Genomic DNA, 25,285 nt, shown 5'->3' with positions numbered 1-25,285 from the left:
TGGATGGCCAGGCCGGACACCGGAAGCATGCGCATGGTCGCCGCCTGTCTGATGCAGCTGCCGAGCCCGCCGCGGCGGAATGTCTTCCGCGAATGGGCGGGCGGCATGGGCACCTCGCTTGCCAGCGACCGGACCGTGCCCGGCCACGATCCCGGCTACTACGACATCCCCTTCTCCACCCTGCTCTACGTCGCCCGCGTGCTGGAGCAGGAGGGCGTGCCCTATCGCTACGTGGATGGCCAGGCCTCCGCCGCATTCGACCGCGACGCCTTCCTGCGCGGCATCGCGGCCGACCAGCCGAAAGTTCTCGTCACCGTCGTCAACATCCCCTCGCTCGAGCCCGATCTGGAACTGATCGGCGCCGCCCGCGCCGCCGCGCCCGGGCTTCGCGTGATCCTGCTCGGCCCCACCGCCAAGTGGTTCAAGGACCGCATCCTGCGCGAAGGCCATGCCGACTTCGTCATGGAGGAGGCGGAGGAGCTGCTCACCGGCCGCAACGTCGCAAAGCTGGTCGCGGGCGAGGATGTGTCGGCGCTCGAAGGCGGCAGCGCCTGGGACGGCGCGGCGCTGCGCGCGCAGCCCTCCCGCACGGCGATGAAGACGCTCGATTTCGTGGACTTCCCCGCCTACCACCTGCTCGATTTCAGCCGCTACGAGAGCGACTACTATTTCGGCGAGAAGATGCGCTACGCGACCGTCTTCACGACGAAGGGCTGCCCGTACAAGTGCGGCTACTGCCCCTACCCCTTCGGCTTCGGCAACCGCCTCATCTACCGCAGCCCCGCCAAGGTCGGCGACGACATCGAACGCCTGGTGCGCGAGCACGGCGTGAAGCAGATCCTGTTCCGCGACCAGGTCTTCACCATCAACCGCAAGCATGCCGCGGCGGTGTGCGAGGAACTGATCCGCCGCGACCTCGGCATCCGCTGGGTGTGCGAGACGCGCTACGACGTGGTGGACGAGGCGATGCTGGACCTGATGTACCGCTCTGGCTGCCGGGAGATCCACTACGGCCTCGAATCCGGCGACCCCGAGATGTTCGGCGCCGTGGCGAAATCCGACGGGCCGCAATCGCTCGATCTGTTCGAGAAGGTGATCGGCTGGACCAAGGCGCGCGGCATCCGCTGCCACACCCACCTGATCGTCGGCATGCCCGACGAGAGCTGGGAGACGGTGCACAATACCGGCCGCTGGCTGCGCAAGGTGAAGCCGGATTCCATCCAGCTCGCCTACTTCATGCCCTATCCCGGCACGCCGATGCACAAGGAGCTGAAGGAGAGCATGGCGCTCGGCGATCCAGACGCGATCGACTGGGAGGATTTCGGCAGCTTCACCCGCCCCGTCATGCCGACGAAGCACATGACCAAGGATGAGGTGAAGCGCGCGAAGGAGCTGCTCTCCTGGGACCTGCGCTACAGCCTGATGGAGCGGCTGGGCATGCGGGTGAAGCGCATGCTCGGCCTGCGCGCCGCGGCGTGACCGCGCGCCGCCTGCTTTTTCTCAACAACCAGGGGCTCGCCTCGGTCGGGGGCGGCATCAGCATCCTGCGCGCGCTGACCGAGGATCTCGCGCGCGACCACGAGATCGTCGTGGCCAGCGACGACCGGCCAACCGGCGCCGCCTTCGAGGAACACCAGATCCCGCCCTTCGATCCGCCGCATGATGCGCGCTGGCGGCTCAAGCCCTGGATGAAGGCGCGCCACCTGGAAAAGGCGCTGGATCCCGCTCTGGTGCGCCGCGCCGACATCGTGATCGCGATGGATCCGCATTTCGCGCCGGCGCTGAAGGCGCTGCGCCCGCGGCGGCTCGTGCATCTCTCCCTCTCCTGCACCACGCGGCAGGAATGGTTCGGCTCTCCCGGCGCGACCGCCTGGTGGTATGCGGCGCAGTACGCGCTGCTGGAACGCGCCCTCGCGCGGCAGGCCGGCGCCATCATCGTCGCCAGCGCGATGCACCGGCGGGAGATGGAGCGCTTCGCCGGCTGCGCCGGCCGCCCGGTGAACGTGTTCAACCCGGTCTTCCCGGTCGCGCAGCCGGCGCGGGCGGCGAACCGCACCACGCATCTCGTCGCCATCGGCCGAATCACGCCGGTGAAGAACCTGCGCGCGCTGATGCCGCTGCTGCGCCGCCTGCCCGGCATGCATCTCGCCCTGCTCGGGGAAGGCGACGATCCCGCGCCGCTGCGCCGCCTGGCGGAGCAGGAAGGCGTGGCGGACCGCATCGAGTGGGTCGGCGCCGTCGGCGATCCCACGCCCTGGATCGACCGCGCGCGCCTGCTGCTGCATCCCTCCCGCTACGAAAGCTTCGGCATGGTGGTGCAGGAGGCGATGCGCCGCGGCACCGTGCCGGTGGTCTTCGCGCAGGGACCCGGCAGGATGAACGCGGCGACCGACCTGGTCGCGCATGGCACGAACGGGCTGCATGTGGATTTCGACGACCCGGACGCGGCGGCGGCCGCGGTGCGGGCGCTGGTCGAGGCGCCGGACCTGCTCGCGCGCATGTCCGACGCCGCGCGCGAAGCCGCGGCGCAGCGCGATCGCTTCGACTATCCGGGCGCCTTTCGCGCCCTTCTCGCGCGCGTGGAGGCTGCCGCGTGACCGATCGCCGCGAGGAGTTCAACCCGGCGCTGTTCCAGCACGACCCGGCCGCCACCTATCCCTGGCAGGTGTTCGACCGCGTCACCATCGCCATGCTCAGCTGGAACCGGCAGGCGATGACGGAGCGCGCGCTGCAGGCGATCTACCGCCACGCCGGCATGCCCTTCGACCTGCTCGTGCTGGACAATGCCAGCACCGATGGCGTCGCCGACATGCTTGAGGCGATGGCGGCGGCGCAGCCCAACATGCGCCTGCACCGCAACCCGGAGAATGTCGGCCAGAACCGCGGCATGCGGCAGATCCGCGACATGGTCCCCGCCGACGGGCTGGTGGTCTATCTCGACAACGACATCGAGTTCCTCTCCAGCAATTTCCTCGTCCACATCCAGAAGGCGTTCCACGCCGTGCGGCTCGCGAAGGGCAGGCCCGACGCGGTGCTGAGCATGCGGGTGATCAACGGCGAGGAGCACGGCTTCCGCCATGCCTCGGACGTGCTGCGCCTGCACGTCCCCTCCGACCGCAGCGGGGCGCCGCGCTGCTCCTTCGCCGCGACGAACAAGGACAAGGCCGGCCCCGACCGCCAGTTCGAGGAGCAGGTGCTGGTCGGGCTCTCGGACTTCATCATCAACCAGTGCTGGGCCTGCCCCGCGCCGCTCTTCAAGTCGGTTCCCTATGAGGAGCTCTACCCCACCTATATCGGCGGCGACGACGCGCTCGCCTCCGCGCATTGGGACTCGCTCGGCATCCCGATGGGCTATCTCGAGAACGGCCCGATCGCGCGCCATCTCGACTGGCCCTACACCGGGGAGAAGATCCGCCTCTACGAAAGGCTGACGCGGGAGCGCGCGGTGACGGATCTGAGCTACCTGATGTGGAAGGTGCGGCGCTTCTTCAAATGAGCGCCTCCTCCGCCGCGCCGCTGCCGCGCATCCACGCCATCGAGGGTCTGCGCGGCATCCTCGCGATGTGGGTGCTGTTCAGCCATGTCGTCACCTCGGCGGGGCTCGGCGAGACATGGCGCGGGCCGTTCCGCGTGATCTATGTCGGCACCCATGCGGTGGACGCCTTCATCATCGTCAGCGGCTTCGTCATCTTCTACCTGCTCGACACCGCGCGCGAGGGATACGGCCTCTTCCTCAAGCGCCGCCTGCTGCGGCTCTATCCGGTCTACCTGATCTGCCTGCTGGTCTCGGCCGCGCTGCTGCCGATGCTGATCCGCGTCTACGGGGATGCGCCCTTCCCGCATCCGCACAACGACTACCTGGTGGCCATCGCGCGCGCGAGCCTCGACCAGCTGCCGGCACAGCTGCTGGCGCATCTCGGCATGGTGCATTCCACGGTGCCGCCGAGCCTGCTGAAGCACTCCAACTATGCCATTCTCAGCCAGGGTTGGAGCCTCTCGCTCGAATGGCAGTTCTACGTCATCGCGCCGGCGCTGCTCTGGCTGCTGCTGCGCGGCGGGATCGTGGCACTGGCCACGATCGCCGCGGCCTGCGCGGTGCATTTCCTGGTGGCGGGCCCGCAAGGCTTCCTGCCGCGGCACATCCCGGAATTCGCGCTCGGCATCGCCTGCTATCTGTTCTGGCGCCAGCGCATCGTGCCCGCCTGGCCGCTGTTGCTGCCGGCCGGCATGGCGCTCGCCTATCTCACCACGCACAACCCGGCCGTGGTGGTGTGGACCACCGTCTTCCTCGCCACGCTGCAGCCCGCCTCCATCGGCGCGCCGCTGGTCAACGCCGTGCTGACCTCCACGCCGCTGATGACGCTCGGGCGCTGGTCCTATTCGGTCTATCTCTCCCACACGATCGTGCTGCTGCTGATGAAGGGCGCCTTCGGCGCGATGGGCGTCGCCGCGCTCGGGCAGTGGCCGTATTTCCTGCTCCTGCTGGCCGCGACGGTGGCGGGCACGCTCGCCGTCTCCGCCCTGCTCTACCGCCTGGTGGAGGCGCCCTGCATCGCCTGGGGCCGCCGCCTGGGCGCTGCTGCCGCCCCCGCCCGCATCGCGGCCAAATCGGATGCTTGAGCGCCGCCTCGCGGCGTGGTGACATGGCCGTACCGTCCGGGGAACAGAACCATATGCCACCGACCGCGCTGCGCCGGCGTGCGCTGCTCGCAGCCCTGCCCGCAACCCTTGCCGTGCCGGCCCTGGCGCAGGCGCCTTGGCCCAACCGGCCCATCCGGCTGATCATCCCCTTCGCGCCCGGCGGCTCCACCGACGCGCTCGCGCGGATGCTGCTCGATCACCTGGTCGCCCGCTTCGGCCAGCCGATCATCATCGAGAACCGGCCCGGCGCCGGCGCCACGCTCGGCACGGGCCTCGGCGCGGAAGCGGCGCCGGACGGCTACACCATGCTGCTGACGGTGGTCAGCGCCTTCGCCGTGGGTGCGACGCTCTACCAGAGCCGGATCAACTGGGATCCGATCCGCAGCTTCGCCCATGTCGCGATGATCCAGCGCGGCTACTACGCGCTGATGGCCAACAACCGCACGGACTTCACCAACCCGGGCGAGCTGGCCGCCGCGGCGCGGCGCAGCCCGGGCATGGCCTATGCCACCTCGGGCGTCGGCTCCATGCCGCATCTCTTCATGCTGCGCTTCGCCCAGGCCGCCAACATCGACATGACCCATGTGCCCTATCGCGGCGGCGGCCAGGCGGTGACGGACACGATGGCTGGCGTCGTGCCGGTGACGCTCGACGGCATCGCGAGCTCCGTCGGCTTCATCCGCAACGGCCAGATCAAGGGCATCGGCATCACCGGGCCGGAACGCGCGCCTGACTTCCCGCAGATGCACACCTTCGTCGAGCACGGCTTCCGCGACCTGGTCGCCGAGGGCTGGGCCGGCATCGCGCTGCCTGCCGGCACCCCGCAGCCAATCCAGGACCGCGTCGCGCAGGTCTTCCGCGAGGTGCAGCAGCTTCCCCCCGTGCTCGAGCGTTACAAGGGCTGGTCGGTGGACACCGGCAACCGCTTCGGCGCGGAGATGGAGGCCTTCGTCCGCAGCGAGGTCGAGACCTGGCGCCCGCTGGTCATCGCCTCCGGCGCGACGCCGGTTTGACGCCTCAGACGCCGGCGCCGCCTCCGGCGGCTTGGCTTGCGCGCGTCGTGCCGAAGGCACGCCTCCGGCGTGACGCACTGGCGCGCTGGGCCATGCGGTCGGTTGGCGCGCGGGCCGCATTCGCGGCCTCGGCCGCCTTTGGCGGCCGCCCGTCCTCATTTTCGTAGGTCATGACGATGCACGCCACCGCGACTGCCGCTGATCGTCTTCCGGCGTTCCAGAAGCTGCTCAAGGGTAAGGCGGATCTTGCCTTCATCCCGCTCGGGACCGACCTGCACTATCTGGCGGGCATCCCGCGCGACATTCCGAACTACGGCACCACGCTGCATCCCGGCGGCTGGCTGGAAGGCGCCTGGCTGACGCCGGGGCATGCGCCGATCCTGGCGCTGCCGCGCATGACGGCGGAATTCAAGGGACGCGGCGAGAGCAAGGGCATCGAGATCCGCGTCCTCGGCGACCACGATGATCCCGCCGCCCTCGCACGCGACATCTTCGCCAGCCTCGGCGTGCCGGCCCGCCCGCGCATCGCGATCAGCGACCGCGCGCATGGCGAGAGCGCGGTGCATATCCAGGCGCTGCTGCCCGACGCCGTCTTCGTCTCCGCGACCGACATCCTGCGCGCGCTGCGCGTGATCAAGTCGGCCGAGGAGATCGCCACGATGAAGGAGGCCGGGCGCCGCACCGAAGCCGCCTTCGCCGAGACGCTGAAACGCCTGAAGTTCGGCATGACCGAGCTCGATGCGATCGCCGAGGTGAACTACCAGATGCAGCGCCAGGGCAGCCTCGGACAGACCTTCACCACCTCTCTCTACAATACCGGCCCGAACCATCCGCTGCTGATGGGCCGCCGGCTTGAAAGCTGGAAGCGGCCGATCCACCCGCCCTGCTCGGTGCTGTTCGACTTCGGCGCTTCGCATGACGGGCTCTGCTACGACTACGGCCGCACCGTGCATTTCGGCGAGCCCGACGCCGAGCAGCGCAAGGTGCATGCGACCGTGATGGCGGCGCAGGCCGCCGGCATCGCCGCGCTGAAGGTCGGCACGACGGCGGCGCAGGTGGACGCCACCGCGCGCAAGGTGGTCGAGGATGCCGGCTACGGCCCCAACTTTCGCCACCGGCTCGGCCACGGCATCGGCTGGGACGTGCACGAGCCGCCCTTCCTGACGAAGTCGGACCACTCGGTTCTGCGGGAGGGCATGATGTTCACCGTCGAGCCCTCGATCCTGCAGGACCGCTCCTTCAGCGCCCGCGTGGAGGACGTGATCGTCTGCCGCCCCGGCGGTGGCGAGAAGCTGACCAACGGCTTCCAGGAGCTGCTGGTCGTCACGGCCTGAAGGGCGCGGCCGCGCCCCTCGGGCCGCCTGCGTCACGCCCTGCTGCGGCGCCGCACGAGACCAAGGCCAAGAAGCCCGGCCGCGAACAGGCCGAGGCTCGCCGGCGCGGGCACGTCCACGACCGGCTCGGGACCCGGCGGCGGGGAGGGCGGCGCGACGATCAGCGGCTCGCCCCGTCCGTAGAAGGAGATGTGCGAGACATCCTTGTAGCTGACCCTGCCGTTGCGGTTCACCTGCCGGAAGGGGCTCGACCAGTCGCCCGTGAGCTGCGTCGCCTCGAGCAGGTAGCCGGTCAGGAAGGTGTCGTCGCCCGACTTGAAGATCATCATCCAGTTCCCGAACGTATCGAAGTCGTCCAGCTGGGTGACGTCGTAGCTGCCCGACTGGCCGCTCCCGACCTTGTCGATCAGCTCCCAGTCCTCGAAGCCGAAGAAGCCGCCTTCGCGGTTCACGGTGATCGGATTCCTGTTCTGGAAATCCTGGTCGTACGTCGTGCTGACCTGGCAGGGCAGGGCAGCGCCGCCGGAGGTCACGCGCTCGGCAACGCTCGCCGAGCAGGCGACGATCGCCGCATCGGCGCGGCCGGCCATGCCGGCAACCAGGGTGGCAGCAAGGGCGGCAGCGCCCAGCAACCGGGGCGCGAGGCTCGCCGGCATAATCTGTCTCCTTAATAGTATATATCGATATTTTTTCGACAGACAAAACATAACGCTTCCTTACGCGTTGCGTCAATCCGCCAGCAAGCCTCCTGCGCGTGCAGGATTGACCCGGTAGTCTTAATTGCAGGTTGACGTGCAATGATGTGGCGACCGGATCGGCGCCGCCGCCGTTGCATGGAACGAAAGACGTGCCGTCGACATGACAGGCCGTGCGGGTGTGATGCCGAGCGCAGCGCCGGCGCCTGGGGGCATGAAGGTGAAACCTTCATGCGGCCGGTGTCAGCCGGTCAGCACGCCGTGTCCGCGCAGGAAGCCCAGCAGCGGCAGCATCGGCAGCCCGAGGATCGCGCTGTGCTCGCCCTCCACCCGGCTGAACAGGTGCACGCCCAACGCTTCCAGCCGGTAGCCGCCCACGCTGGCGCAGAGCACCTCGCCCTCGGCTGCGAGATAGGCGTCGAGGAAGGCCTCGGAGAAGCTGCGCATCGTCAGCCGCGGCACGGACACGTCCTGCCAGATGCGCGCCCCGCCCCGCCAGGCGACCGTCGCCGTCACCAGCCGGTGGGTCCTGCCGCGCAGCGCCAGAAGCTGCGCCCGTGCGGCGCCGAGGTCCGCCGGCTTGTCGAACCAGCGCTCCTTGCCGTCTTCCATCCGGCAGGTGAGCAGCTGGTCGCAGCCGATCACCAGCGCGTCGGGGATGCGGCGGGCGATGCGCTCGGCCTTGGCCTCTGCCAGCATGATCGCCGCGTCATCGGCCGGGATGCCCTCGGCCTGCGCGCTTTCCTTCAGCGCCGCCTCATCCACCGCGGCCGGCAGCGCCTCGAAGCGCAGGCCCGCGCGTTCCAGCAGGGTGCGGCGCGTGGCGCTCTGCGACGCCAGCACCAGCACCGGATCGGGAGCCTGGAACGTCATCCGAACCGGCCCAGACACGCGCAGGCGGCGGCCGCAGGCCGCCGAGGCCGCGACAGCGGCCCGCCGGTCGTCCGGGGAGCCAAGCCGCCGGAGGCGGCGCCCGGCGCATGAGGGCGAAAAAAGTCCCTCATCCGCCGAGCACGCCCGCCGCCGGGTCTTCCGGCGCGTGCGGCACCGCGGGCTGGCGCCGCCGCTCGTGCCAGGCCTCCATCAGCTGCAGCACGGTCGCCGCCGTCTCCTCGATCGAGCGGCGCGTCACGTCGATCACCGGCCAGCCATGCTGGGTGCACAGCCGGCGCGCGGCCTGGATCTCCGCCTTCACCGCCTCATGGTCCACATAGTCGTTGGCGTCGCTGCGCACGCCGCCGGCGCCGATCAGGCGCAGACGGTGGCGGCGGATCTCGATCAGCGCGCCGGCCTCGATATGCAGCCCCACAACGGGGCAGGGTGCCTCGTTCAGCTCGGGCGGCATGGTCGCGCCGGGCACGATCGGCACATTCGCCGCCTTGATGCCGCGGTTCGCCAGGTAGAAGCAGGTCGGCGTCTTGCTGCTGCGGGAGACGCCGACCAGGCACACATCCGCCTCGTGGATGCCGGCCACGCCCTGCCCGTCGTCATGCGCCAGCACGTAGTGCATCGCGTCGATCCGCCGGAAATAGTCGGCGTCCATCACATGCTGCGCCGCCCGCTTCTCCCGCGCGCGCTCGCCGAGCTCGGTCTGCAGCAGCTCCATGATCGGATCGAGCACGGAGAGGCAGGCGACGCCGAGCCGGGTGCAATGCTCCTCCAGCGCGTGGCGCAGGCTGCGGTCGGCGACCGTGAACAGCACCGGCCCCGGCTCCGCCTCGATGCCGTCCAGCACGCGGTCGAGTTGCAGGCGTGAACGGATCAGTGACCAGCGGTGGTGGATGACATGCGGCTCGTCGAAGCGCGACAGCGTGGCGCGCGCCATCGAGTTCAGGGTCTCCCCGGTGCTGTCGGACACCAGGTGCAGGTTGATCGTGCGATGCGGCATGGAGAGGCTCCCGGGGGCGCTCCGCGGATCGCGGGGATGGCGGGGAAAACCCGGCCCGGTCAAGGGCGCTCTCGCGCAAAGGGTGGGAAACCCACCCCTCGGCCCGACGCCGGGATGACTTTCCCGCCCTTGCTCCCGCTCCCGTGGGCAACCCGGATTGCCGTTGCGGGACAGGGGGTTGCGGCCCGTCACTCGCGTGGACAGGCTTGTGGATCATCCGGGCAAAGCACCCATCCCCGATGACCACAGGCCCAACAGCACTCCACCCACTTCAAGGATTCAGAGTCTTTTAGGATGATGGGCGCCGTTGTTCCGGGAGGCAGGCTTGTCGGCAGGCAGTGAAACAGGGGTGGCGACGGGCGCCACGACGGAAGCGCGCAAGCCGCTGCTGCGCGCGCTGTCGGGCGAGGCCGTCTGGCCGCCGCCGATGTGGCTGATGCGCCAGGCGGGCCGCTACCTGCCCGAGTACCGCGCCGTGCGGGAGAAGGCGGGCGGCTTCATCGCGCTCTGCACCACGCCCGACCTGGCCTCCGAGGTCACCATCCAGCCGATCCGCCGCTACGGCATGGATGGCGCGATCCTGTTCTCCGACATCCTCATGGTCCCCTGGGCGCTTGGCCAGCCGCTCCGCTTCGCGGAAGGGGAAGGCCCGGTGCTCGAGCCGCTGCGCGACGCCGCCGGCATCGGGGCATTGGAGCTCGACAAGGTGCGGGAGCGCGCCGCGCCGATCTTCGAGACGGTGCGCCTGACCCGCGCGGCGCTGGCCGCGCAGCACCCGAAGACCACGCTGATCGGCTTCGCCGGCAGCCCCTGGACCGTCGCGGCCTACATGGTGGAGGGGCATGGCAGCCGCGACTTCCACACGGCGCGCGGCATGGCCTTCGCCGATCCCGCCCTGTTCGGCCGGCTTATCCGCACCCTGGTTGACGCCACCACGGACTACCTCGCGGCGCAGATCGAAGCCGGCGCCGAGGCGGTGATGCTGTTCGACAGCTGGGCCGGCATGCTGCCGCCGAGCCAGTTCCGCCGCTGGGTGATCGAGCCGACGGTCACCATCGTCCGCAACGTGAAGCGGCTGCATCCCGGCATCCCGGTGATCGGCTTCCCGCGCCTCGCCGGCCCGCTGATCGGCGAATACGTCCAGCGCACGGGCGTGGACACGGTGGCGATGGACACCGCCATGGACCCGCGCCTGGCCGCCCAGCTGGTGCCGCCCACGGTCGCACTGCAGGGCAACCTGGACCCTCTGGCCCTGGTCGCCGGCGGTGCGGCGCTGGAGGCGGAGGCGCGCCAGATCCTCGCCGCGATGCGCGGCCGGCCCTTCGTCTTCAACCTCGGCCACGGCATCGAGAAGATCACGCCGCCCGAGCATGTCGCGGCGCTGGTTCGGCTGGTGCGCAGCGGGGGGTGACAGGCGGCCGCCCCGGGCACCGTGCCCGGGGCGGGGCAGGATCAGTCGGCGCGGCGGCGCAGCGCACCGAGACCGATCAGTCCCAGGCCGAACAGGGCGAGCGAAGCCGGTTCCGGGACGGCGGCGACGTATCCATCGTCCGTGTAGGTGCGGAAGGTGTAGTCCAAGTCCGGTAAGGCTAAGTATCCGACAGCGGCGAACACGTTCCCGCCGGCATATCCGTTGAAAGAATCGCCAGCAATGCCGAGATCCCCGTTGGTGCTGGCGAAGTCGAGATAGTAGGTCGCGCCGACCGTCACCGCCACGGGGGACCAGAAGACATCGGCCCACACGCCTGGACCAGACACCGAGACGGTTGCCGCTGCGAGTTGCGTGCCGGATGCGTTGGGCAGAGCGGTCCACAGTGAAATCGTGATGTCGCTGCTGCCCGACCCGATCCCTTCCTTGAGGAAGATGCCCGCGCCGGCGGAGTTGCTCGCCGCGGGCGTGAAGGATTGCGCCCGCCCGGGCAGCCTTAAGGTTGATATGTAGGCGTTGTTTGTCGGTGCGTTCTGGTCGATCACGATGGCGGCTGAGGACGGTGACGCCCCCATCGCTGCGAGCAGAACGAGGCCGGGGCCGATAGGCATTTTCATGGATCGCGCTGCTTTCGTTGCGGCGCGCCCACGCGACCCGAGTAGTTCATCGTGCAACGCGGCGCGCCGAATCTGCATTTACACGTGTTTGCAAGTACCATGCCATAAAGTTAACTATTTGCTTTGGCTATGATTTTCCGCGGTCCTGACTGGCTGATCCTCACATCCTGTAAGTTTTCCCGACAGGCGGAGTAAAGCCTCTGGTGGAACTTGACGGTGACAGTGGCTCCGCCTTGGTCCAGCGGCAGCGGGCCGAGAGATCAGGGGTCGGGCGTCACCGCGGCAGCAGCACCCACATCGCCGCCGGGTCGCGCATCCTTCCAGCGCGCTCGGCGGCTTCCTCGCCCCAGCCGGTGAAGAGATCCGCCCGCGCCAGGCCGCGGATCGCGCCGCCGGTGTCCTGCGCCACCGTGAGGCGGCGCAGTGGCGTGTCGGTGACCGGGTCGCGCCCAGCGATCCACAGCGGTAGGCCAAGCGGCACCTTGGTGCGGTCCACCGCCACCGAGCGCATCGGCGTCAGCGGCACGCCCAGCGTCCCGACGGGCCCCTGGTCGGGCGGCAGGTCCAGCGCGCGGAAGAAGACGTAGCTCGGGTTGCGCGCCATCAGCGCCGCGGCGGCCTCCGGCCCGGCTTCCCGCATCCAGCCGCGGATGGACTGCATCGAGACCGTCTCGCGCGTCAGGGCGCCCTGCTCGACGAGAAACCGGCCGACGGCCACGTACGGAAAGCCGTTCCAGCCGGCATAGCCGAGCCGCAGCACGCGACCATCGGCGAAGCGCACCCGGCCCGAGCCCTGGATCTGCAGGAAGAAGGCATCGGCCGGGTCGTCCACCCAGGCCAGTTCCAGCCCGCGCCCGGCCAGCGCGCCGCCCTCGATGGCCGCGCGGTCATGGAAGGGCAGCAACCGCCCGTCCCGGACCACGCCAGCGATGCGCCGGCCGCGCAGGTCGGGGATGTGCGTGCCGAGATCGGCCTCGACCAGTTCGGGCGGGCGGGCCAGCAGCGGCGTGGCGTAGCGGGGGCGGCGGGTCGGGCTGCCGCGCAATTCCGGCTCGAAATAGCCGGTCAGCGTGCCCTCACCGAGTGCCACGGGCCGGAAATGCGCCTCCAGGAAGGCGCGCGCCGCGGCGTCGCCCGGCGGGAGGTTTTGGAGCGCCGTGCAGGCGGGCTTCAGGCTGTCGGCCGTGCGCGCCGTCGCACCGTCGCCGCCCAGGCTCCGCTCCGCTGGCATCCGGGCGATTGCCGCGCAGCTCCGGCGCAGCGCCGGGATGGCCTCGGCGTGCCGGTCGGCGCCCCAGCCCGGCAGCTCCGCGAAGCTCGCCTCCCGCGGAAACCCCGCCGGTGCACATCCCGCGAGCATCGCCAGCAAGCCCGCCACCACCAAACGCCCAAAAGCCCTCTCCCCCTTTGGGGGGAGAGGGTTGGGTGAGGGGGGAACTACCCTTGCGGCGATCAGGCCGACTGCGTCGCCACCAGCTTCCAGGTCGGGTCCTGGCTGCGGAGGTCGCGCTGGAAGGTCCAGATGTCCACGAGTTCGGTCACCGCTTCGGCGCCGTTCACCACGCTGCCGTCCTTCGCCGTGGTGAGGTTCACCTGGTCGGAGACGAAGCGCACCGTCACATCGGCCACGGTCCCGCGCAGGTCGGCCGCGTCGATCTTGGTCTCCTGCATGGCGCGGACCTCGCTGCGCTGGCTTTCGCCCGCAGCCTCGCGGCGGGAGATCTCGCCCTCGAAGCCGCCATAGGTGTCGTCGGACAGCAGCATGCGCAGCGTGTCCCGGTCGCCGCGCGCGAAGGCCTCGACGATCATGCGGAAGGCGCCCTCGGCGCCGTGCAGGAAGCCCTCGGGCTCGAAGGAGGGGTCCACGGCGCGGATGCGCATCAGCGCCTGCCCGACCGGGCTGCGCGGATCGGGCACCACGCGGCGGGTGCCGTCGGGCTCGATCTGCGGGGAGGGCAGCTCGGGCAGCGCATCGGTGGCCGGGCCGCCGCGCGCCGCCTGGGGATCGTAGGGATGCGGCCCCTCGCGCCGCGGACGCTCGAAGCCGGTGCGGCGGCCGAGCACGCTGCGCAGGCGCAGCACCAGGAAGGCCGCGACCATCGCGAACAGGATCAGATCGACCGGGAAGCCGCCGGACATGGATGACTCCTCACTTGCCCATCACTTAGGGCTCGCGGGCCCGCCCCGCAACGGCAAGATTTTTCCCGCCTGCCGGCCGGCCCGGACTCCCCGTCGCGCGGGCCCGCCTGCACCGCTATACCGGCCGCCGAACCTTCGGGACAGCGCGATGATCCTGCTGCGTCACGGCCAGAGCGAATTCAACCTGCATTTCAGCGCCACGCGCCGGGATCCCGGCATCAAGGACCCGAAGCTGACGGAACTCGGCCACCAGCAGGCCGAGGCGGCGGCCGAGGCCCTGGCAGGCGTGCAGGAGATCCGGCGCATCATCGCCTCCCCCTACACCCGCGCGCTGCAGACCGCGGCGCCGCTGGCGCGCCGCCTCCGCCTGCCGGTGCTGGTCAACCCGATCGTGCGGGAGCGCTACGCCTTCACCTGCGACATCGGCAGCCCCGCCACCGCGCTGCGTGGCGAATGGCCGGACCTCACGCTCGATCACCTGGAGGAGGTCTGGTGGCCGCTGGAGGAAGAGCCGGCCGAACAGGTCCTGGCCCGCGCCGCGCGCTTCCGCGGCGAGATGGCGGCGCTGGAGGACTGGGCCCACACCGTGGTGGTCAGCCACTGGGGCTTCATCCTGTCCATGACCGGGCAGAGCGTCGCGAACGGCCAGTGGCTGCCCTGCGACCCGACCGAGCCCGCGCTGCAGGAAGTCGTCTGGAAGCACCACTGAGCGGCTGAGAGACGGCCGCGCGCCTCAGCGGCGCCGGATCCGGCGCACTGCCGCGAGGCCCAGCAGGCCGATCCCGAACACCGCGAGGGCGGCTGGCGCCGGCGCCGCCACGGCCACCGCGCTCGCCGTCTTCATCTCGCCGGCCTCGGAGGCATTGGCGACCAGCTCCATCCGGTCGGCGCCGGGCATCTGCTCGGGATTGGCGGGACCCTCGGCGAGCAGGATGAGGTCCACATCGTCATGGGCGATCCTGCCGGCCATGGCCGGGGCGGCCAGGGCGAGGAGGGTGCCCAGTGCAAGGGCGATGGTCGCGCGCCGCAGTCGCAGCATCCTCGGTCTCCATCCGCCGGCGGGGCGGATCACTTCGCGTCAAGACCTGCCAAGCAAGACACGGGCCATTCGGCAGCGCATTGAATTCGCGCGCATTTTCCGCGGCGGATAACGCACCTGTAAAATCCGGCGACAGGCGCCGCGGCCTATGGGGTCGTCACCGGCCGCTTCACGCAGCGGAAGCCGACATGACAGGTGGAGGTGTCCACCGCCTCGGCATGCCGTGCCGCCGGCCGGTAGCGACGGCAGTGGTTGGGCGCGCAGAGGAAGCTGCCGCCCTTCAGCACGCGGCGGGGAATGCGGATCTCGGGCTGTGCCGGATCGTAGCTGGCGGCATCGTCCGCGCGCCGCGGGTTCTTCGGGATGCAGCAGGTCTTCGGGCTGTCCGCCTCGTGCCGCGGCGCCCAGAAGTCCTGCGTCCACTCCCAGACATTCCCGATCATGTCGAGCAGGCCGTAGCCATTGGGCGGGAAGCTGCCGACCGGGCTGGTCGTCTCCCACCCGTCCTCCCGCGTGTTCTTGTAGGGGAAGGCGCCCTGCCAGGTGTTGGCCATGATCCGCCCCTTTGGCCGCATGTTCGTGCCCCAGGCGAAGGGCGCGCCGTCCAGCCCGCCGCGGGCGGCGAACTCCCACTCCGCCTCGGTCGCGAGGTCCTTGCCGGCCCAGCGCGCATAGGCCAGCGCGTCGCCATAGGTAACATGCACCACCGGGTGGTCCTCCAGCCCCTCGATCGAGGAGCCGGGGCCATAGGGTTCCCGCCACCAGGCGCCGCGCCGCAGTTCCCACCACAGGCCCCATTGCGTGAGGTCCACGGGCCCCTTCGTCTTGTGGAACACCAGGCTGCCGGCGAAGAGCATGTGCGGCAGCGCGCCCGGATAGTCGCGCGGGTCGGGCGGGGTCTCGGCGAAGGTCACGTGCCCGGTGGCGGCGACGAAGGCGGCGAACTGCCGGTTGGTCACCGGCGTCGTATCCATCCAGAAGCCGTCCACCGTCACGCGGTGGACCGGCGCTTCCTCGGGGTAGTGGTCGTTGGAACCCATGCGGAAAGTCCCGCCCGGAATCCATGTCATGCCAGGAGGCGCCGCATCCCGCATCCCCACACCGTCCGTTGCGTTCGACGCCAGCAGTTCCGTGGCCATGCCCGCCGCTCCGCCTTCGTGCCGGCGGAGATTGCCCCAAAGCCGCGCCGGAGGGCAGCCGGGCGGCGGATGGCCAGGCAAGTTTGTTCCGTATGCGGTTGCAACTATGCGGCTATCGTGACACGACGGTGGACAGGGGAGGGCAGAAGGCATGCAGAAGATCGGCGCCGCCGCGATGCTCGTCCTCCTCGTCGCCTGCGACGATCCCGCGCCTGCGGCGCCGCGCACCGAGGTGCCGCCCGCCCTGACGGAAGGCCGCGCCGCCGCGGCGATGCAGGCGACGGAGGAAAGGCTCCGCACCCGCCTGCGCGAGGAGGGCGCGCTGACGCTTCGCGCCGTGCAGGGCTACCGCCAGGCCATGGCGGAAGCCTATGTCGTCTGCGGCCAGGTGCTGCCCGGCAGCCGCCGCAGCGAGCCCTACCTCCCCTTCGTTTCCATCGTGACCTTCGAGGGCGAGCGCCCCGCCGGCGTGGAGTTCCACCTCGCCGCGACCTCGGCCGAGGCGACGCGGGTCTACTATGAGATGGTGGACCGCTGCTTCGACGGCGGCGGCCCGCCGAATGCGCGTACCACGGTGCGCCCGCTGCCCCCCGCCCCCTCGGTGCAGCCCGGACAGCCCTTCACGCCGCCCGCCGCCGCGGCGCCGCCGGCCCCGGTGCCCGCCCCCGTCGCCGCCGCTGCCCCGGTGTCCGAAGCCCTCGTCGCCCCGACCGCGCGCGGCACGGTCAGCGTGCGGAGCGCGGCCAACCTGCGTTCGCATCCGGGCGGCGAGGTGCTGCGCGTGGTCCCCCGCGGCGCCACCCTCGACGTCTTCGAGGAAGCGCCCGGCGGCTGGTACCGGGTGGGCGAGGGCGAGCCCTGGGGCTGGGTGCACGGCTCGCTGCTGGAAGGGCGCTGACGCCCTATTCCTCCTTCGCGCCGCCCGCCGTGCGTTCATAGTGGCGGAAGTATTTGTCGGTGATCAGGTCCGTCTTCACCACGATGCAGACATCGGTGGTGTTGAACTGCGCGTCGATCACCGCGCCGTCGCCGACGAAGCCGCCGAGCCGCAGATAGCCCTTGATGAGCGGCGGCAGCGCGACCAGCGCCGCCTTCATGTCGAGCTGCCCGAGCGGCATGCGGTCCATCGCCACGTAGCGCTGCGGCAGGGCGCGCGCCCGCAGCGCCGGCGGCGCCAGGTGGTTGGCGTGCAGGTAGGACAGCTGCGGCGCCAGCGCATCCAGGTCGGTGCCGGGCAGGGAGGCGCAGCCGAACATCAGGTCGATGCGGTGGCGGAAGACGAAGGCGGCGATGCCGCGCCACAGAAGCTGCAGCGTGCCGCGCGTGCGATAGGGCGCCGCCACGCAGGACCGGCCGAGCTCCATCACCTCGCCCGCGAAGCCGGCCAGCAGCGAGACGTCGTATTCGCTTTCCGAGTAGAAGCGCCCGAGCTTCCGCGCGCCTTCGCGCCGGATCATGCGGTAGGTGCCGACCACCGCCTCCGGCCCGTTGCCGAGGTCGTGGTCCAGCACGACCAGATGGTCCGCCACGGCGTCGAACTCGTCCACGTCGCGGCGGGAGGCGGCAGCCGCGGGATCGGCGCGCGCGCCCATCTCCTCGTAGAAGACGCGGAAGCGCAGCGCCTGCGCCGCATCCACCTCCGCCGCGCTCTCCGCCAGGCGCAGTCCGAGATTGCCCGCGCGCAGCTCCTCGAAGGGCCCGGTCGGCGGATCGGCTTCCACGCGGCCGAGCGGCGCGGGATCGTCGGGCAGCGGACCGTCAACGCTCATGCCGCAGTCTCCCGCCGCCTCACCGGCCGGACTTGCGCCCGGGGCGGGCCGCCGGCGCGTCCTCCGGCCGGCGGCCGAAGAGCTCCAGGCGCTGGCCGATCAGGCTGAAGCCGAGGCGCTCGGCGATGGCACGCGCCAGGCGCTCGAACTCGGCATCCTCGAATTCGATGACCTTGCCGGTGTCCACGTCGATCAGATGGTGGTGATGGCCGCGATCGGTGGGGTCGAAGCGCGCCCGCCCGCCGCCGAAGTCGCGCCGCTCCACGATGCCCTTCTCCTCGAGCAGGCGGACGGTGCGGTAGACGGTGGCGACGGAGATGCGGGAGTCCAGCGCGCTGGCGCGGCGATAGAGTTCCTCGACATCCGGGTGGTCCTCGGCCTCGCTCAGCACGCGGGCGATCAGCCGGCGCTGGCCGGTCATCTTCAGCCCGCGCTCGATGCAGAGCCGCTCGATCCGGGACGGGTCGGGGCGCTGGCCGTTCGGCGAGGTCGGGGCGGCTGAGGTGTCCATGCTGGGCGCGGCGATCTCCGGCGGCCGGCGGTTCAGCCGGCGCGGCGCCTTTCCATAGACCCGCCGGGCCGCGTCACCAACTGCGCGGTGGCGGGGCGCCCGGCGAGACGCGGCTCTCCGGGCGCGGCTTCGGGCGGGTCAGGCCTCGCTGCGCGCGGCGCCGCGGCCGCGGCCGGGCGGACGGCCGCGCGGCTTGGTGCCGAGGCCGATCTTCTTGGCCAGGGAGGAGCGGTGCTTGGTGTAGTTCGGCGCCACCATGGGATAGTCGGGGCCGAGGCCCCACTTCTCCCTGTATTGATCCGGCGTCAGGTTGAACGCCGTCTTGAGGTGGCGCTTCAGCATCTTCAGCTTCCGCCCGTCCTCCAGGCAGATCAGGTATTCCGGCGTAATGGACTTCTTGATCGGCACGGCCGGCTGCGGCTTTTCCGCTGGCGGCGCCGCCGGCTGCCCCATGTTGGACAGCGTCCGGTAGACCTCCTGGATCAGGTTCGGCAGATCGGAGATCGAAACCGGGTTGTTGGAGACATGGGCCGAGACGATTTCCGCCGTCAGGCCGAGCAGGTCCTGGTTTGCCGTGGTCTCTGACATGATTGGTCTTCCTGTCGTCCGCAAAGGTCGCCCGAAAGTGCCGGAGACCGTATCAGGCGCGCCGGGCTCCTCTGCCGCTCGGCGTCGCTCGGTCCCATATACTGGCCGAGTCGGGCGTTTCGCAATATCCATTACGTCGCCCGCGAGAGGTTGAAGGCATGCAGACCTGCGAGTCCCAAGAAAAAACCCACGACGCCGATCTGGACATTACGGGAGAGACTTGCCCGATGACCTTCGTGCGCACCCGCCTGGCCCTGGACCGGCTGGCGCCGGGGCAGGTGCTGCGCGTCGCGCTGCGCGGGGATGAGCCCCGCCGCAACGTGCCGCGCACGGCCACGGAACAGGGCCACGCCGTGCTGCACCAGGCGGAGGAAGCGGGCGGAATCCTCAGGATCTGGATCAGGAAGGCGGGCTGAGCCCGCGGCGCAGGACCAGCGCGTCGCTGCCATCGGCATAGTAGCGCGGGCGGCGCCCAACCTCGGCGAAGCCGGCCGCCGTGTACAATGCGCGTGCCGAAATATTCCGATCCGATACTTCAAGGAACAGGTCCCGCGCGCCGCGGAGCGCGGCCTGCGCCATCGCCGCCGCCAGCAGCGCGCCGCCAAGGCCCTGCCGGCGAGCGGCCGGCGCGACCGCGAGCGTCAGGATCTCCGCCTCCCCGGCAGCGACGCGCGCCAGCACGAAGCCCGTGCCCGGCAGGTGCAGGCCGAAGGCGCCTGGCATCTCCAGCATCAGCCGGATCGCGTCCGGCCCCCAGCACTCGCCGCCCGCGAAGGCGGCGGCGTGGAGCAGGGCGAGCGCATCCGCGTCTTCCGCCCTCGCCGCGATCATCCCGGCAGGCGCACCGCCGGCGGCTCGGCATAGAGCGGCGCCGCCCCGCGCATCGGGATTTTGCGTTCGATCCTGAGGGCCGCCACGGACGCCGCGGCGGCGGCGTCGGGCAGGCGGCTGTCGCTCAGCACCGTGTCGAAGCCGCGCGCGAGAAGCCGCGCGGCCATGACGGGCGCGGCATCGCCGACGACGGTCACGGGGCCGCCGGGGGAGGGCAGATCGCGTTCCGCGAAGACAGCGGGCGGCGCGGCGGCGACGCCGTCCAGGAGGCGCTCCAGCGCCATCCGCCCGCGCTTCGTGTCCACCGCCGCCCAGACCTCGCGGCCCGCACGCAGCGCTTCGGGCAGGGCGGCGGCCAGAGCCTCTCCGGTCGTCACGCCGATGGCCGGCACGCCGAGGCCAAGCGCGACGCCCTCCGCCAGCGCGATCGCCGTGCGCACCCCCGTGAAGCTGCCCGGCCCCACGACCACCGCCACCGCATCCAGCCGCCGCCCGGCTTCGGCCAGCAGCGTCTCGGCCATCGCCGGCAGGGCGGTGGGCTGCACCCGGTCGCCCGGCACCGCGCGCGCCGCCGCCACGGAGCCGTCGATCCACAAGGCGGCGGAGGCCCGCGCCAGCGAGCCGTCCAGGGCGAGGATGCGCATCAGCGCCCTCTACGCCCTTCCTCACGGCGCCGGGAAGCCATGCCGGCGCGCGCCACCTTGCCGCGCGCGCGGGACTGCGTTGTTCTGTCGCCGCCTGCCGCAGGATCCCGACCGATGAACGAAATCCGCCCCTCGCGCCCGAACAACCTCGACGCCTTCTGGATGCCCTACAGCGACAACAAGTATTTCAAGGGCACCCCGCGCCTGCTCGCCCGCGCCGAGGGCATGCACTACTGGACCGCCGACGGGCAGGAGATCCTGGACGGCACCGCGGGCCTCTGGTGCTGCAATGCCGGCCACGGCCGGCGGGAGATCACCGAGGCGATCCAGAAGCAGGCCGCGGTGATGGATTTCGCGCCCACCTTCCAGCTCGGCCACCCCATCGCCTTCGAGGCCGCCTCGCGCGTGGCGGAGATGACGCCGGAGGGGCTGGACCACGTCTTCTTCGTCAATTCCGGCAGCGAGGCCGCCGACACCGCGCTGAAGATCGCGCTGGCCTGGCAGAAGGCGCGCGGCCAGGCGCAGCGCGTGCGGCTGGTGGGGCGGGAGCGCGGCTATCACGGCGTCGGCTTCGGCGGCATGTCGGTCGGCGGCATCGGGCCGAACCGCAAGCAGTTCGGCGCGCAGCTTCCCTATGTGGACCACCTGCCGCACACCCACCTGCCGGCGCAGAACCGCTTCTGCCGCGGCCTGCCGGAACACGGCGCGCACCTGGCCGATGCGCTGGAGAACCTCGTCGCGCTGCATGGCGACACCATCGCGGCCGTCATCGTGGAGCCGGTGGCCGGCTCGACCGGCGTGCTGGTTCCGCCGAAAGGCTATCTGGAGCAGCTTCGGAAACTCTGCACGAAGCACGGCATCCTGCTGATCTTCGACGAGGTGATCACCGGCTTCGGCCGCATCGGCGCGAATTTCGGCGCCGAGCGCCTGGGCGTGACGCCGGACATCATGACCATGGCCAAGGGCCTGACCAACGCAGCGGTGCCGATGGGCGCCGTCGCGACCTCGGCCGAGGTGCACGACACGATCGTGAACGGCACGCCCGCCGGCATCGAGCTGTTCCACGGCTACACCTATTCCGGCCATCCGCTGGCCTCGGCGGCGGCGATCGCCACGCTCGAGCTGCACCGGGCGGAAGACCTGCCGGGCCGGGCGCGGGCGATGGAGCCCTATTTCGAGGACGCGGCGCACGCCATGCGCGACGTGCCGGGCGTGATCGACGTGCGCAACATCGGCCTGGTCGCGGGCATCGAGCTGGAGCCGCGCAAGGGGGCGCCGACCGCCCGCGCGCTCGACGTCTTCCGCTGGTGCTTCGACCACGGCGTGCTGACGCGGGTGACGGGCGACATCGTCGCCCTCTCCCCGCCGCTGATCGTCGAGAAGCCGCATGTGGACCGGCTGTTCGGCACGCTGGCCGACGCGATCCGGGCCGTGCCGGCCTGACCAGTCCGGCAGGCGGCGGCCTCAGGTCACGCCGCCGCCTCCCTCGGCGCGCGGCCGAGGATCAGGTGCAGCCGCCAGGCCCGGAGATCGAGGTCGCCGGCCTCCCGCTGCATCGTCCATTCGGAACCGGGCTCGACGCAGACATAGAGATCCGTCCGGCCGAGGGTGACGAAGAGGCCGTTGCGGTCGAGTTCGAAGACGAAGCGGCGTCGCCGTGCCGCCGGCAGGGCCTTCGGTCCGTCCCAGTCATTCGCCACGACGAGTGAGGGGGGCCAGTGATGGTCCATGGCTTGGGGTTCGCTCAGGGGTTGACGCGATGGACCCTAGCCGCCCAAAAAAGAGATCAGTCGGGATTACTGCAATTAATTGTGGGGCTATGTGCGCCGACGGCGCCGCGGATGGCGCATCGCAGCGTCGCAAGCACGGGGTGGAACGGGCGCCGCGTTACCATATAACCCGCACACGCCCCCGCATCTTCCGGAACACCTGCATGTCCGACAGCCAGATCCCCGTCACCGTCCTCACCGGCTATCTCGGCGCCGGCAAGACCACGCTGCTGAACCGCATCCTGAGCGAGAACCACGGCCGGAAATTCGCCGTGGTGATCAACGAGTTCGGCGAGCTCGGCGTGGACAACGACCTTGTCGTGGATGCCGACGAGGAAGTGTTCGAGATGAACAACGGCTGCATCTGCTGCACCGTGCGCGGCGACCTGATCCGCATCATCGGCGGGCTGATGAAGCGCAAGGGCAAGTTCGACGGCATCATCGTGGAGACGACGGGCCTGGCCGATCCCGCCCCTGTCGCGCAGACCTTCTTCGTGGACGACGACGTGAAGCGCGCGACCAAGCTCGACGCCATCGTCACCGTGGTGGACGCGAAGCACCTTCCCGCGCGCCTCAAGGACAGCAGCGAGGCGCAGGAGCAGATCGCCTTCGCCGACATCATCGTGCTGAACAAGATGGACCTGGTTTCGCCGGCCGAGGCCGACGAGGTCGAGGCGCTGATCAAGCAGATCAACCCCTATGCGGAGATCCGCCGCAGCACGAAGTCCGACGTGCCGCTCGATGCCGTGATCGGCCGCGACGCCTTCAACCTGGCGCGCATCCTGGAGAAGGAGCCGGAGTTCCTTTCCGGCGAGGACCACCACGAGCATGATTCCGAGGTGAACAGCGTCAGCTTCGAGGTCTCGAAGCCGGTGGACGCCGAGAAGTTCAACGCCTGGATCAGCCAGCTTCTGCAGACCAAGGGCCAGGACCTGCTGCGCACCAAGGGCATCCTCCACTACGCCGGCGACAAGCGCCGCTTCGCCTTCCAGGCCGTGCACATGATCGCCGATGGCGACTACATCGGCGAGGTGAAGGAAGGCGATCCGCGCAGGTCCAAGATCGTCTTCATCGGCCGCGACCTGAACCGCCCGCAGCTGCGCCGCGGCTTCGAGGCGTGCCAGGTGGACGCCTGATGGCGGAAGTCGCCGAATCCGATTTCCTCCTCGCGCAACGCGGCGTCGCGCGCGAGCTCGGCGCCTGGGTGATCGGCGCGGTCTTCGATGCGCGGAACCGCCTCGCCTTCGCGCTCGCCGACGGCACGCTGCACCTGGCCGCGACGGAGGAGCCGTGGAGTTCGGTCACCGCGCATGACGCCGGCCTGCTCTCCGCCTGCGCCGACATGCAGGAAGGCTGGCTGACCGGCGGCGACGACGGGACGCTGATGCGCACCGCGCCCGACGGCACGGTCACGAAGCTCGCCGACTACAAGGGCAAGTGGATCGACCACGTCGCCGCGCATGACTCCGGCCTGCGCGCCGCGGCGGTCGGCAAGGCGCTGCACCTGCTCGGGCCGGGCGGGCCGCTGAAGACGCTGACGCATCCCTCCTCCGTCGGCGGCATCGCCTTCGACGCGAAAGGCAAGCGCGTCGCGGCCAGCCACTACAACGGCGCCTCAGTCTGGTTCGTCGGCGCGAAGGAGGACAAGCCGCGCGTGCTGGAATGGAAGGGCAGCCACCACGCCATCGCCTTCTCCCCCGACGGCACGCATGTGGTGACCGCGATGCAGGAGCCTTCGCTGCATGGCTGGCGCCTGACCGATGGCCAGCACATGCGCATGTCCGGCTATCCGGGGAAGACGCGCAGCCTCTCCTTCACGGCGCGCGGCCGCTGGCTTGCGACGAGCGGCGCGGAGAGCATCGTGCTCTGGCCCTTCTTCGGCGGCGGCCCGATGGGCAAGGCACCGACCGAGCTCGCCGGCGGCGACGAGGTGTTCTGCAGTGCCGTCGCCTGTCACCCGCAGCATGAGGTGGTGGCGGCGGGCTTCGGCGACGGCCTCGTGCTGATCGCCGAGATCGCCTCCGGCAAGGTCGTGCCCGTCGCGCCTCCCACCGGCAGCCCGGTGAGCGCGCTGTCGTGGAGCCCGAACGGCGCGCTGCTCGCCTTCGGCACCGAGACCGGCCGCGCTGGCTTCGTCGACCTGGCACGCCGCTGACGCGAAACCGGATGCAGGGCCCGGGGACGATCATCGTCCCCGGCCGAGCGCGAGGCGGAGCCTCGCACTACACCTCCGGAAAGCGCGCGCCCGTCAGCGTCTCCGCCGCCTGCCACAGCCGCGCGGCGCCGGCTTCGTCGCGCGCGGCGGCGGTGATGCGGGCGGGCGCCGGCGGCCCGCGCATCTCGCAGAACCAGCAGCGTCCGTAATGCCCGCCCGGCACCGCCTGTTCCGCGGTCGCGGCGAACAGGATCGGCCGCGCGCCGACCTCCGCGGAATGCGCGAAGAGTCGCGTCGCCGCGTGCATCAGCCGCAGCAGCAGCCGCGGCGTGCCTTCCGAGGCCGCTCCGTTGGCGTAGAGATTGGTCATCGCCCAGCCCGGATGCGCCGCGAGGCTCGCGACGCCCCAGCCGCCGCGCGCGCTGCGCCGCTGCAATTCCAGCGCGAAGCTCAGCACCGCCAGCTTGGATTGCGCATAGGCGCGCCAGGGCCGGTAGCCGCGCGCGGCCTGCAGGTCGTCGAAGTCGAGGTGGCCGAGGCGGTAGGCGAGGCTCGTCACGCCGACCACGCGCGATGTCGCACCCCGGCGCAGCAGCGGCAGCAGCGCGGCCGTGAGCGCGAAATGGCCGAGGAAGTTCACGCCGAACTGCATCTCGAACGCGTCGGCGGTGAGATGCCGGCGCGGCAGCGCCATGACACCGGCGACGTTCAGCAGCAGGTCCAGCCTGTCGCATCGCGCCGCAACCGCAGCCGCCGCGTCCCGCACACCGCGCAGGTCGGCAAGGTCGAGCGGCACATGATGCAGCCGCGCATCGGGCGTCTCGGCGCCGATGCGCGCGATCGCGTCGGCGGCGCGTGCCGCATCGCGCGCTCCGAGCAGCACCTCCGCCCCCGCGGCGGCAAGGGCGCGCGCAACCTCGAAGCCGATCCCGCCCGTCGCGCCGGTGACCAGCGCGACACGCCCCGCCTGCGGCGGGATGTCGCGCGCGGTCCAACCCGCCATCCTGCGTGGTCCTGCCCCGTTCCGGCGGAGCATGGCGTCGCCCGCGCTGCCGTGCCATCCCTTGCGTCTGCCCCCCGCGCC

General features: G+C 70.8%; 28 protein-coding genes. 13 read left to right on the top strand and 15 right to left on the bottom strand.

From position 1 onward, the window contains the following. Positions 1-33 precede the first annotated feature (33 nt). From DFH01_RS05030 to DFH01_RS05005, 6 genes are all read left to right on the top strand, one after another. A complete protein-coding gene (locus DFH01_RS05030; protein ID WP_158287615.1) occupies positions 34-1,479 on the top strand; it encodes a B12-binding domain-containing radical SAM protein in 1,446 nt (481 codons plus the stop codon). Then, a complete protein-coding gene (locus tag DFH01_RS05025; RefSeq protein WP_109869256.1) occupies positions 1,476-2,597 on the top strand; it encodes a glycosyltransferase family 4 protein in 1,122 nt (373 codons plus the stop codon). Before DFH01_RS05030 ends, DFH01_RS05025 begins: the two co-directional genes overlap by 4 nt. Continuing rightward, entirely contained in the window at positions 2,594-3,496 is a 903-nt protein-coding gene (locus DFH01_RS05020; RefSeq protein WP_109869255.1) for a glycosyltransferase family 2 protein, read from the top strand. The genes DFH01_RS05025 and DFH01_RS05020 overlap by 4 nt, the downstream gene beginning before the upstream one ends. After that, the gene (locus DFH01_RS05015; RefSeq protein WP_109869254.1) at positions 3,493-4,620 is read left to right on the top strand and encodes an acyltransferase family protein; all 1,128 of its coding nucleotides are present in this window, start codon (positions 3,493-3,495) and stop codon (positions 4,618-4,620) included. The genes DFH01_RS05020 and DFH01_RS05015 overlap by 4 nt, the downstream gene beginning before the upstream one ends. Before the next feature lie 53 nt (positions 4,621-4,673). Then, on the top strand, positions 4,674-5,654 hold the full coding sequence (locus DFH01_RS05010; RefSeq protein WP_158287614.1) for a Bug family tripartite tricarboxylate transporter substrate binding protein: 981 nt from the start codon (positions 4,674-4,676) through the stop codon (positions 5,652-5,654). Positions 5,655-5,824: 170 nt separating this feature from the next. Next, the gene (locus DFH01_RS05005) at positions 5,825-6,988 is read left to right on the top strand and encodes a M24 family metallopeptidase (RefSeq protein WP_109869252.1); all 1,164 of its coding nucleotides are present in this window, start codon (positions 5,825-5,827) and stop codon (positions 6,986-6,988) included. 32 nt (positions 6,989-7,020) lie between these two features. On the opposite strand, the gene DFH01_RS05000 is transcribed toward DFH01_RS05005, so the two are convergent. The 3 genes from DFH01_RS05000 to DFH01_RS04990 form a co-directional block, all read right to left on the bottom strand. Beyond that, entirely contained in the window at positions 7,021-7,644 is a 624-nt protein-coding gene (locus DFH01_RS05000) for a VPLPA-CTERM sorting domain-containing protein (protein WP_199231128.1), read from the bottom strand. Positions 7,645-7,926: 282 nt separating this feature from the next. After that, positions 7,927-8,556, bottom strand: coding sequence for a Maf family protein (locus DFH01_RS04995; protein ID WP_109869251.1), 630 nt, complete (start codon positions 8,554-8,556; stop codon positions 7,927-7,929). A 127-nt stretch (positions 8,557-8,683) separates the two neighbouring features. Next, complete coding sequence (locus DFH01_RS04990) at positions 8,684-9,571, bottom strand: pyruvate, water dikinase regulatory protein (RefSeq protein ID WP_109869250.1); 888 nt, start codon at positions 9,569-9,571, stop codon at positions 8,684-8,686. 349 nt (positions 9,572-9,920) lie between these two features. Between DFH01_RS04990 and hemE the strand changes: the two genes are divergently transcribed. Next, the gene (hemE, locus tag DFH01_RS04985) at positions 9,921-10,982 is read left to right on the top strand and encodes a uroporphyrinogen decarboxylase (protein WP_109869249.1); all 1,062 of its coding nucleotides are present in this window, start codon (positions 9,921-9,923) and stop codon (positions 10,980-10,982) included. Between the two features lie 41 nt (positions 10,983-11,023). On the opposite strand, the gene DFH01_RS28415 is transcribed toward hemE, so the two are convergent. The 3 genes from DFH01_RS28415 to DFH01_RS04970 form a co-directional block, all read right to left on the bottom strand. Further along, complete coding sequence (locus tag DFH01_RS28415; RefSeq protein ID WP_199231127.1) at positions 11,024-11,617, bottom strand: PEP-CTERM sorting domain-containing protein; 594 nt, start codon at positions 11,615-11,617, stop codon at positions 11,024-11,026. A 274-nt stretch (positions 11,618-11,891) separates the two neighbouring features. After that, positions 11,892-12,995, bottom strand: coding sequence for a murein transglycosylase A (gene mltA / locus DFH01_RS04975; RefSeq protein WP_233255964.1), 1,104 nt, complete (start codon positions 12,993-12,995; stop codon positions 11,892-11,894). A 74-nt stretch (positions 12,996-13,069) separates the two neighbouring features. Then, on the bottom strand, positions 13,070-13,756 hold the full coding sequence (locus DFH01_RS04970) for a Tim44/TimA family putative adaptor protein (protein WP_109869248.1): 687 nt from the start codon (positions 13,754-13,756) through the stop codon (positions 13,070-13,072). Between the two features lie 148 nt (positions 13,757-13,904). Between DFH01_RS04970 and DFH01_RS04965 the strand changes: the two genes are divergently transcribed. Next, on the top strand, positions 13,905-14,465 hold the full coding sequence (locus DFH01_RS04965) for a histidine phosphatase family protein (protein ID WP_109869247.1): 561 nt from the start codon (positions 13,905-13,907) through the stop codon (positions 14,463-14,465). Positions 14,466-14,489: 24 nt separating this feature from the next. Here the strand turns inward: DFH01_RS04965 and DFH01_RS04960 are convergent, their stop codons facing one another. Further along, positions 14,490-14,795 carry a hypothetical protein gene (locus tag DFH01_RS04960; protein WP_109869246.1) on the bottom strand — a complete coding sequence of 102 codons (306 nt, stop codon included), beginning with the start codon at positions 14,793-14,795 and terminating at the stop codon, positions 14,490-14,492. A gap of 146 nt (positions 14,796-14,941) precedes the next feature. Further along, positions 14,942-15,865, bottom strand: coding sequence for a formylglycine-generating enzyme family protein (locus tag DFH01_RS04955; RefSeq protein WP_109869933.1), 924 nt, complete (start codon positions 15,863-15,865; stop codon positions 14,942-14,944). A 220-nt stretch (positions 15,866-16,085) separates the two neighbouring features. Here DFH01_RS04955 and DFH01_RS04950 point away from each other — a divergent pair, with 220 nt between their 5' ends. Next, positions 16,086-16,832: an SH3 domain-containing protein gene (locus tag DFH01_RS04950; protein ID WP_109869245.1), complete on the top strand. Its 747-nt coding sequence runs from the start codon at positions 16,086-16,088 to the stop codon at positions 16,830-16,832. Between the two features lie 4 nt (positions 16,833-16,836). Here the strand turns inward: DFH01_RS04950 and DFH01_RS04945 are convergent, their stop codons facing one another. The 3 genes from DFH01_RS04945 to DFH01_RS04935 form a co-directional block, all read right to left on the bottom strand. Beyond that, positions 16,837-17,703, bottom strand: coding sequence for a GNAT family N-acetyltransferase (locus tag DFH01_RS04945; protein ID WP_109869244.1), 867 nt, complete (start codon positions 17,701-17,703; stop codon positions 16,837-16,839). Between the two features lie 19 nt (positions 17,704-17,722). Further along, positions 17,723-18,214, bottom strand: coding sequence for a Fur family transcriptional regulator (locus tag DFH01_RS04940; protein ID WP_109869243.1), 492 nt, complete (start codon positions 18,212-18,214; stop codon positions 17,723-17,725). Positions 18,215-18,352: 138 nt separating this feature from the next. Beyond that, positions 18,353-18,802 carry a Ros/MucR family transcriptional regulator gene (locus DFH01_RS04935; protein WP_109869242.1) on the bottom strand — a complete coding sequence of 150 codons (450 nt, stop codon included), beginning with the start codon at positions 18,800-18,802 and terminating at the stop codon, positions 18,353-18,355. Between the two features lie 158 nt (positions 18,803-18,960). On the opposite strand from DFH01_RS04935, the gene DFH01_RS04930 reads away from it, so the two are divergent. Continuing rightward, positions 18,961-19,218 (top strand): sulfurtransferase TusA family protein, encoded by a 258-nt coding sequence (locus tag DFH01_RS04930; RefSeq protein WP_109869241.1) that lies wholly within the window; start codon positions 18,961-18,963, stop codon positions 19,216-19,218. Here DFH01_RS04930 and DFH01_RS04925 read toward each other — a convergent pair. Together DFH01_RS04925 and tsaB are read right to left on the bottom strand one after the other, a co-directional pair. After that, positions 19,202-19,633: a GNAT family N-acetyltransferase gene (locus DFH01_RS04925; protein ID WP_109869240.1), complete on the bottom strand. Its 432-nt coding sequence runs from the start codon at positions 19,631-19,633 to the stop codon at positions 19,202-19,204. The two genes, DFH01_RS04930 and DFH01_RS04925, sit on opposite strands and share 17 nt — an antisense overlap. Continuing rightward, on the bottom strand, positions 19,630-20,277 hold the full coding sequence (tsaB, locus tag DFH01_RS04920) for a tRNA (adenosine(37)-N6)-threonylcarbamoyltransferase complex dimerization subunit type 1 TsaB (protein ID WP_109869239.1): 648 nt from the start codon (positions 20,275-20,277) through the stop codon (positions 19,630-19,632). Before tsaB ends, DFH01_RS04925 begins: the two co-directional genes overlap by 4 nt. Before the next feature lie 114 nt (positions 20,278-20,391). Between tsaB and aptA the strand changes: the two genes are divergently transcribed. After that, complete coding sequence (aptA, locus tag DFH01_RS04915) at positions 20,392-21,720, top strand: omega-aminotransferase AptA (protein ID WP_109869238.1); 1,329 nt, start codon at positions 20,392-20,394, stop codon at positions 21,718-21,720. A 26-nt stretch (positions 21,721-21,746) separates the two neighbouring features. Here the strand turns inward: aptA and DFH01_RS04910 are convergent, their stop codons facing one another. Beyond that, entirely contained in the window at positions 21,747-22,007 is a 261-nt protein-coding gene (locus DFH01_RS04910) for a hypothetical protein (RefSeq protein ID WP_109869237.1), read from the bottom strand. 203 nt (positions 22,008-22,210) lie between these two features. Between DFH01_RS04910 and DFH01_RS04905 the strand changes: the two genes are divergently transcribed. Next, positions 22,211-23,182, top strand: coding sequence for a CobW family GTP-binding protein (locus DFH01_RS04905; RefSeq protein WP_109869236.1), 972 nt, complete (start codon positions 22,211-22,213; stop codon positions 23,180-23,182). Next, positions 23,182-24,201, top strand: coding sequence for a WD40 repeat domain-containing protein (locus DFH01_RS04900; protein WP_199231125.1), 1,020 nt, complete (start codon positions 23,182-23,184; stop codon positions 24,199-24,201). Before DFH01_RS04905 ends, DFH01_RS04900 begins: the two co-directional genes overlap by 1 nt. Positions 24,202-24,268: 67 nt before the next feature. Here the strand turns inward: DFH01_RS04900 and DFH01_RS04895 are convergent, their stop codons facing one another. Continuing rightward, complete coding sequence (locus DFH01_RS04895; protein WP_109869235.1) at positions 24,269-25,204, bottom strand: SDR family oxidoreductase; 936 nt, start codon at positions 25,202-25,204, stop codon at positions 24,269-24,271. Between the last annotated feature and the right edge of the window lie 81 nt (positions 25,205-25,285).

Origin of the sequence: Falsiroseomonas bella, from assembly GCF_003173615.1 — a bacterium.
GTDB lineage: Bacteria > Pseudomonadota > Alphaproteobacteria > Acetobacterales > Acetobacteraceae > Falsiroseomonas > Falsiroseomonas bella.
This window is presented reverse-complemented; position numbering and strand designations above follow the sequence as displayed.

Bases quoted from the DNA above. Each gene is read 5' to 3' on its own strand.
- DFH01_RS05000 (WP_199231128.1), bottom strand. From the start codon at position 7,644: ATGCCGGCGAGCCTCGCGCCCCGGTTGCTGGGCGCTGCCGCCCTTGCT.
- DFH01_RS04970 (WP_109869248.1), bottom strand. From the start codon at position 13,756: ATGTCCGGCGGCTTCCCGGTCGATCTGATCCTGTTCGCGATGGTCGCG.
- DFH01_RS04895 (WP_109869235.1), bottom strand. From the start codon at position 25,204: ATGGCGGGTTGGACCGCGCGCGACATCCCGCCGCAGGCGGGGCGTGTC.
- DFH01_RS04960 (WP_109869246.1), bottom strand. From the start codon at position 14,795: ATGCTGCGACTGCGGCGCGCGACCATCGCCCTTGCACTGGGCACCCTC.
- DFH01_RS04930 (WP_109869241.1), top strand. From the start codon at position 18,961: ATGCAGACCTGCGAGTCCCAAGAAAAAACCCACGACGCCGATCTGGAC.
- DFH01_RS04955 (WP_109869933.1), bottom strand. From the start codon at position 15,865: ATGACATGGATTCCGGGCGGGACTTTCCGCATGGGTTCCAACGACCAC.
- DFH01_RS04935 (WP_109869242.1), bottom strand. From the start codon at position 18,802: ATGTCAGAGACCACGGCAAACCAGGACCTGCTCGGCCTGACGGCGGAA.
- DFH01_RS04910 (WP_109869237.1), bottom strand. From the start codon at position 22,007: ATGGACCATCACTGGCCCCCCTCACTCGTCGTGGCGAATGACTGGGAC.
- DFH01_RS05005 (WP_109869252.1), top strand. From the start codon at position 5,825: ATGACGATGCACGCCACCGCGACTGCCGCTGATCGTCTTCCGGCGTTC.
- DFH01_RS04925 (WP_109869240.1), bottom strand. From the start codon at position 19,633: ATGATCGCGGCGAGGGCGGAAGACGCGGATGCGCTCGCCCTGCTCCAC.
- DFH01_RS04945 (WP_109869244.1), bottom strand. From the start codon at position 17,703: ATGAGCGTTGACGGTCCGCTGCCCGACGATCCCGCGCCGCTCGGCCGC.
- DFH01_RS04940 (WP_109869243.1), bottom strand. From the start codon at position 18,214: ATGGACACCTCAGCCGCCCCGACCTCGCCGAACGGCCAGCGCCCCGAC.
- DFH01_RS05030 (WP_158287615.1), top strand. From the start codon at position 34: ATGGTCGCCGCCTGTCTGATGCAGCTGCCGAGCCCGCCGCGGCGGAAT.
- aptA (WP_109869238.1), top strand. From the start codon at position 20,392: ATGAACGAAATCCGCCCCTCGCGCCCGAACAACCTCGACGCCTTCTGG.
- DFH01_RS04905 (WP_109869236.1), top strand. From the start codon at position 22,211: ATGTCCGACAGCCAGATCCCCGTCACCGTCCTCACCGGCTATCTCGGC.
- DFH01_RS04900 (WP_199231125.1), top strand. From the start codon at position 23,182: ATGGCGGAAGTCGCCGAATCCGATTTCCTCCTCGCGCAACGCGGCGTC.
- DFH01_RS28415 (WP_199231127.1), bottom strand. From the start codon at position 11,617: ATGAAAATGCCTATCGGCCCCGGCCTCGTTCTGCTCGCAGCGATGGGG.
- DFH01_RS05010 (WP_158287614.1), top strand. From the start codon at position 4,674: ATGCCACCGACCGCGCTGCGCCGGCGTGCGCTGCTCGCAGCCCTGCCC.
- DFH01_RS05015 (WP_109869254.1), top strand. From the start codon at position 3,493: ATGAGCGCCTCCTCCGCCGCGCCGCTGCCGCGCATCCACGCCATCGAG.
- DFH01_RS04990 (WP_109869250.1), bottom strand. From the start codon at position 9,571: ATGCCGCATCGCACGATCAACCTGCACCTGGTGTCCGACAGCACCGGG.
- DFH01_RS04995 (WP_109869251.1), bottom strand. From the start codon at position 8,556: ATGACGTTCCAGGCTCCCGATCCGGTGCTGGTGCTGGCGTCGCAGAGC.
- DFH01_RS04965 (WP_109869247.1), top strand. From the start codon at position 13,905: ATGATCCTGCTGCGTCACGGCCAGAGCGAATTCAACCTGCATTTCAGC.
- tsaB (WP_109869239.1), bottom strand. From the start codon at position 20,277: ATGCGCATCCTCGCCCTGGACGGCTCGCTGGCGCGGGCCTCCGCCGCC.
- DFH01_RS04950 (WP_109869245.1), top strand. From the start codon at position 16,086: ATGCAGAAGATCGGCGCCGCCGCGATGCTCGTCCTCCTCGTCGCCTGC.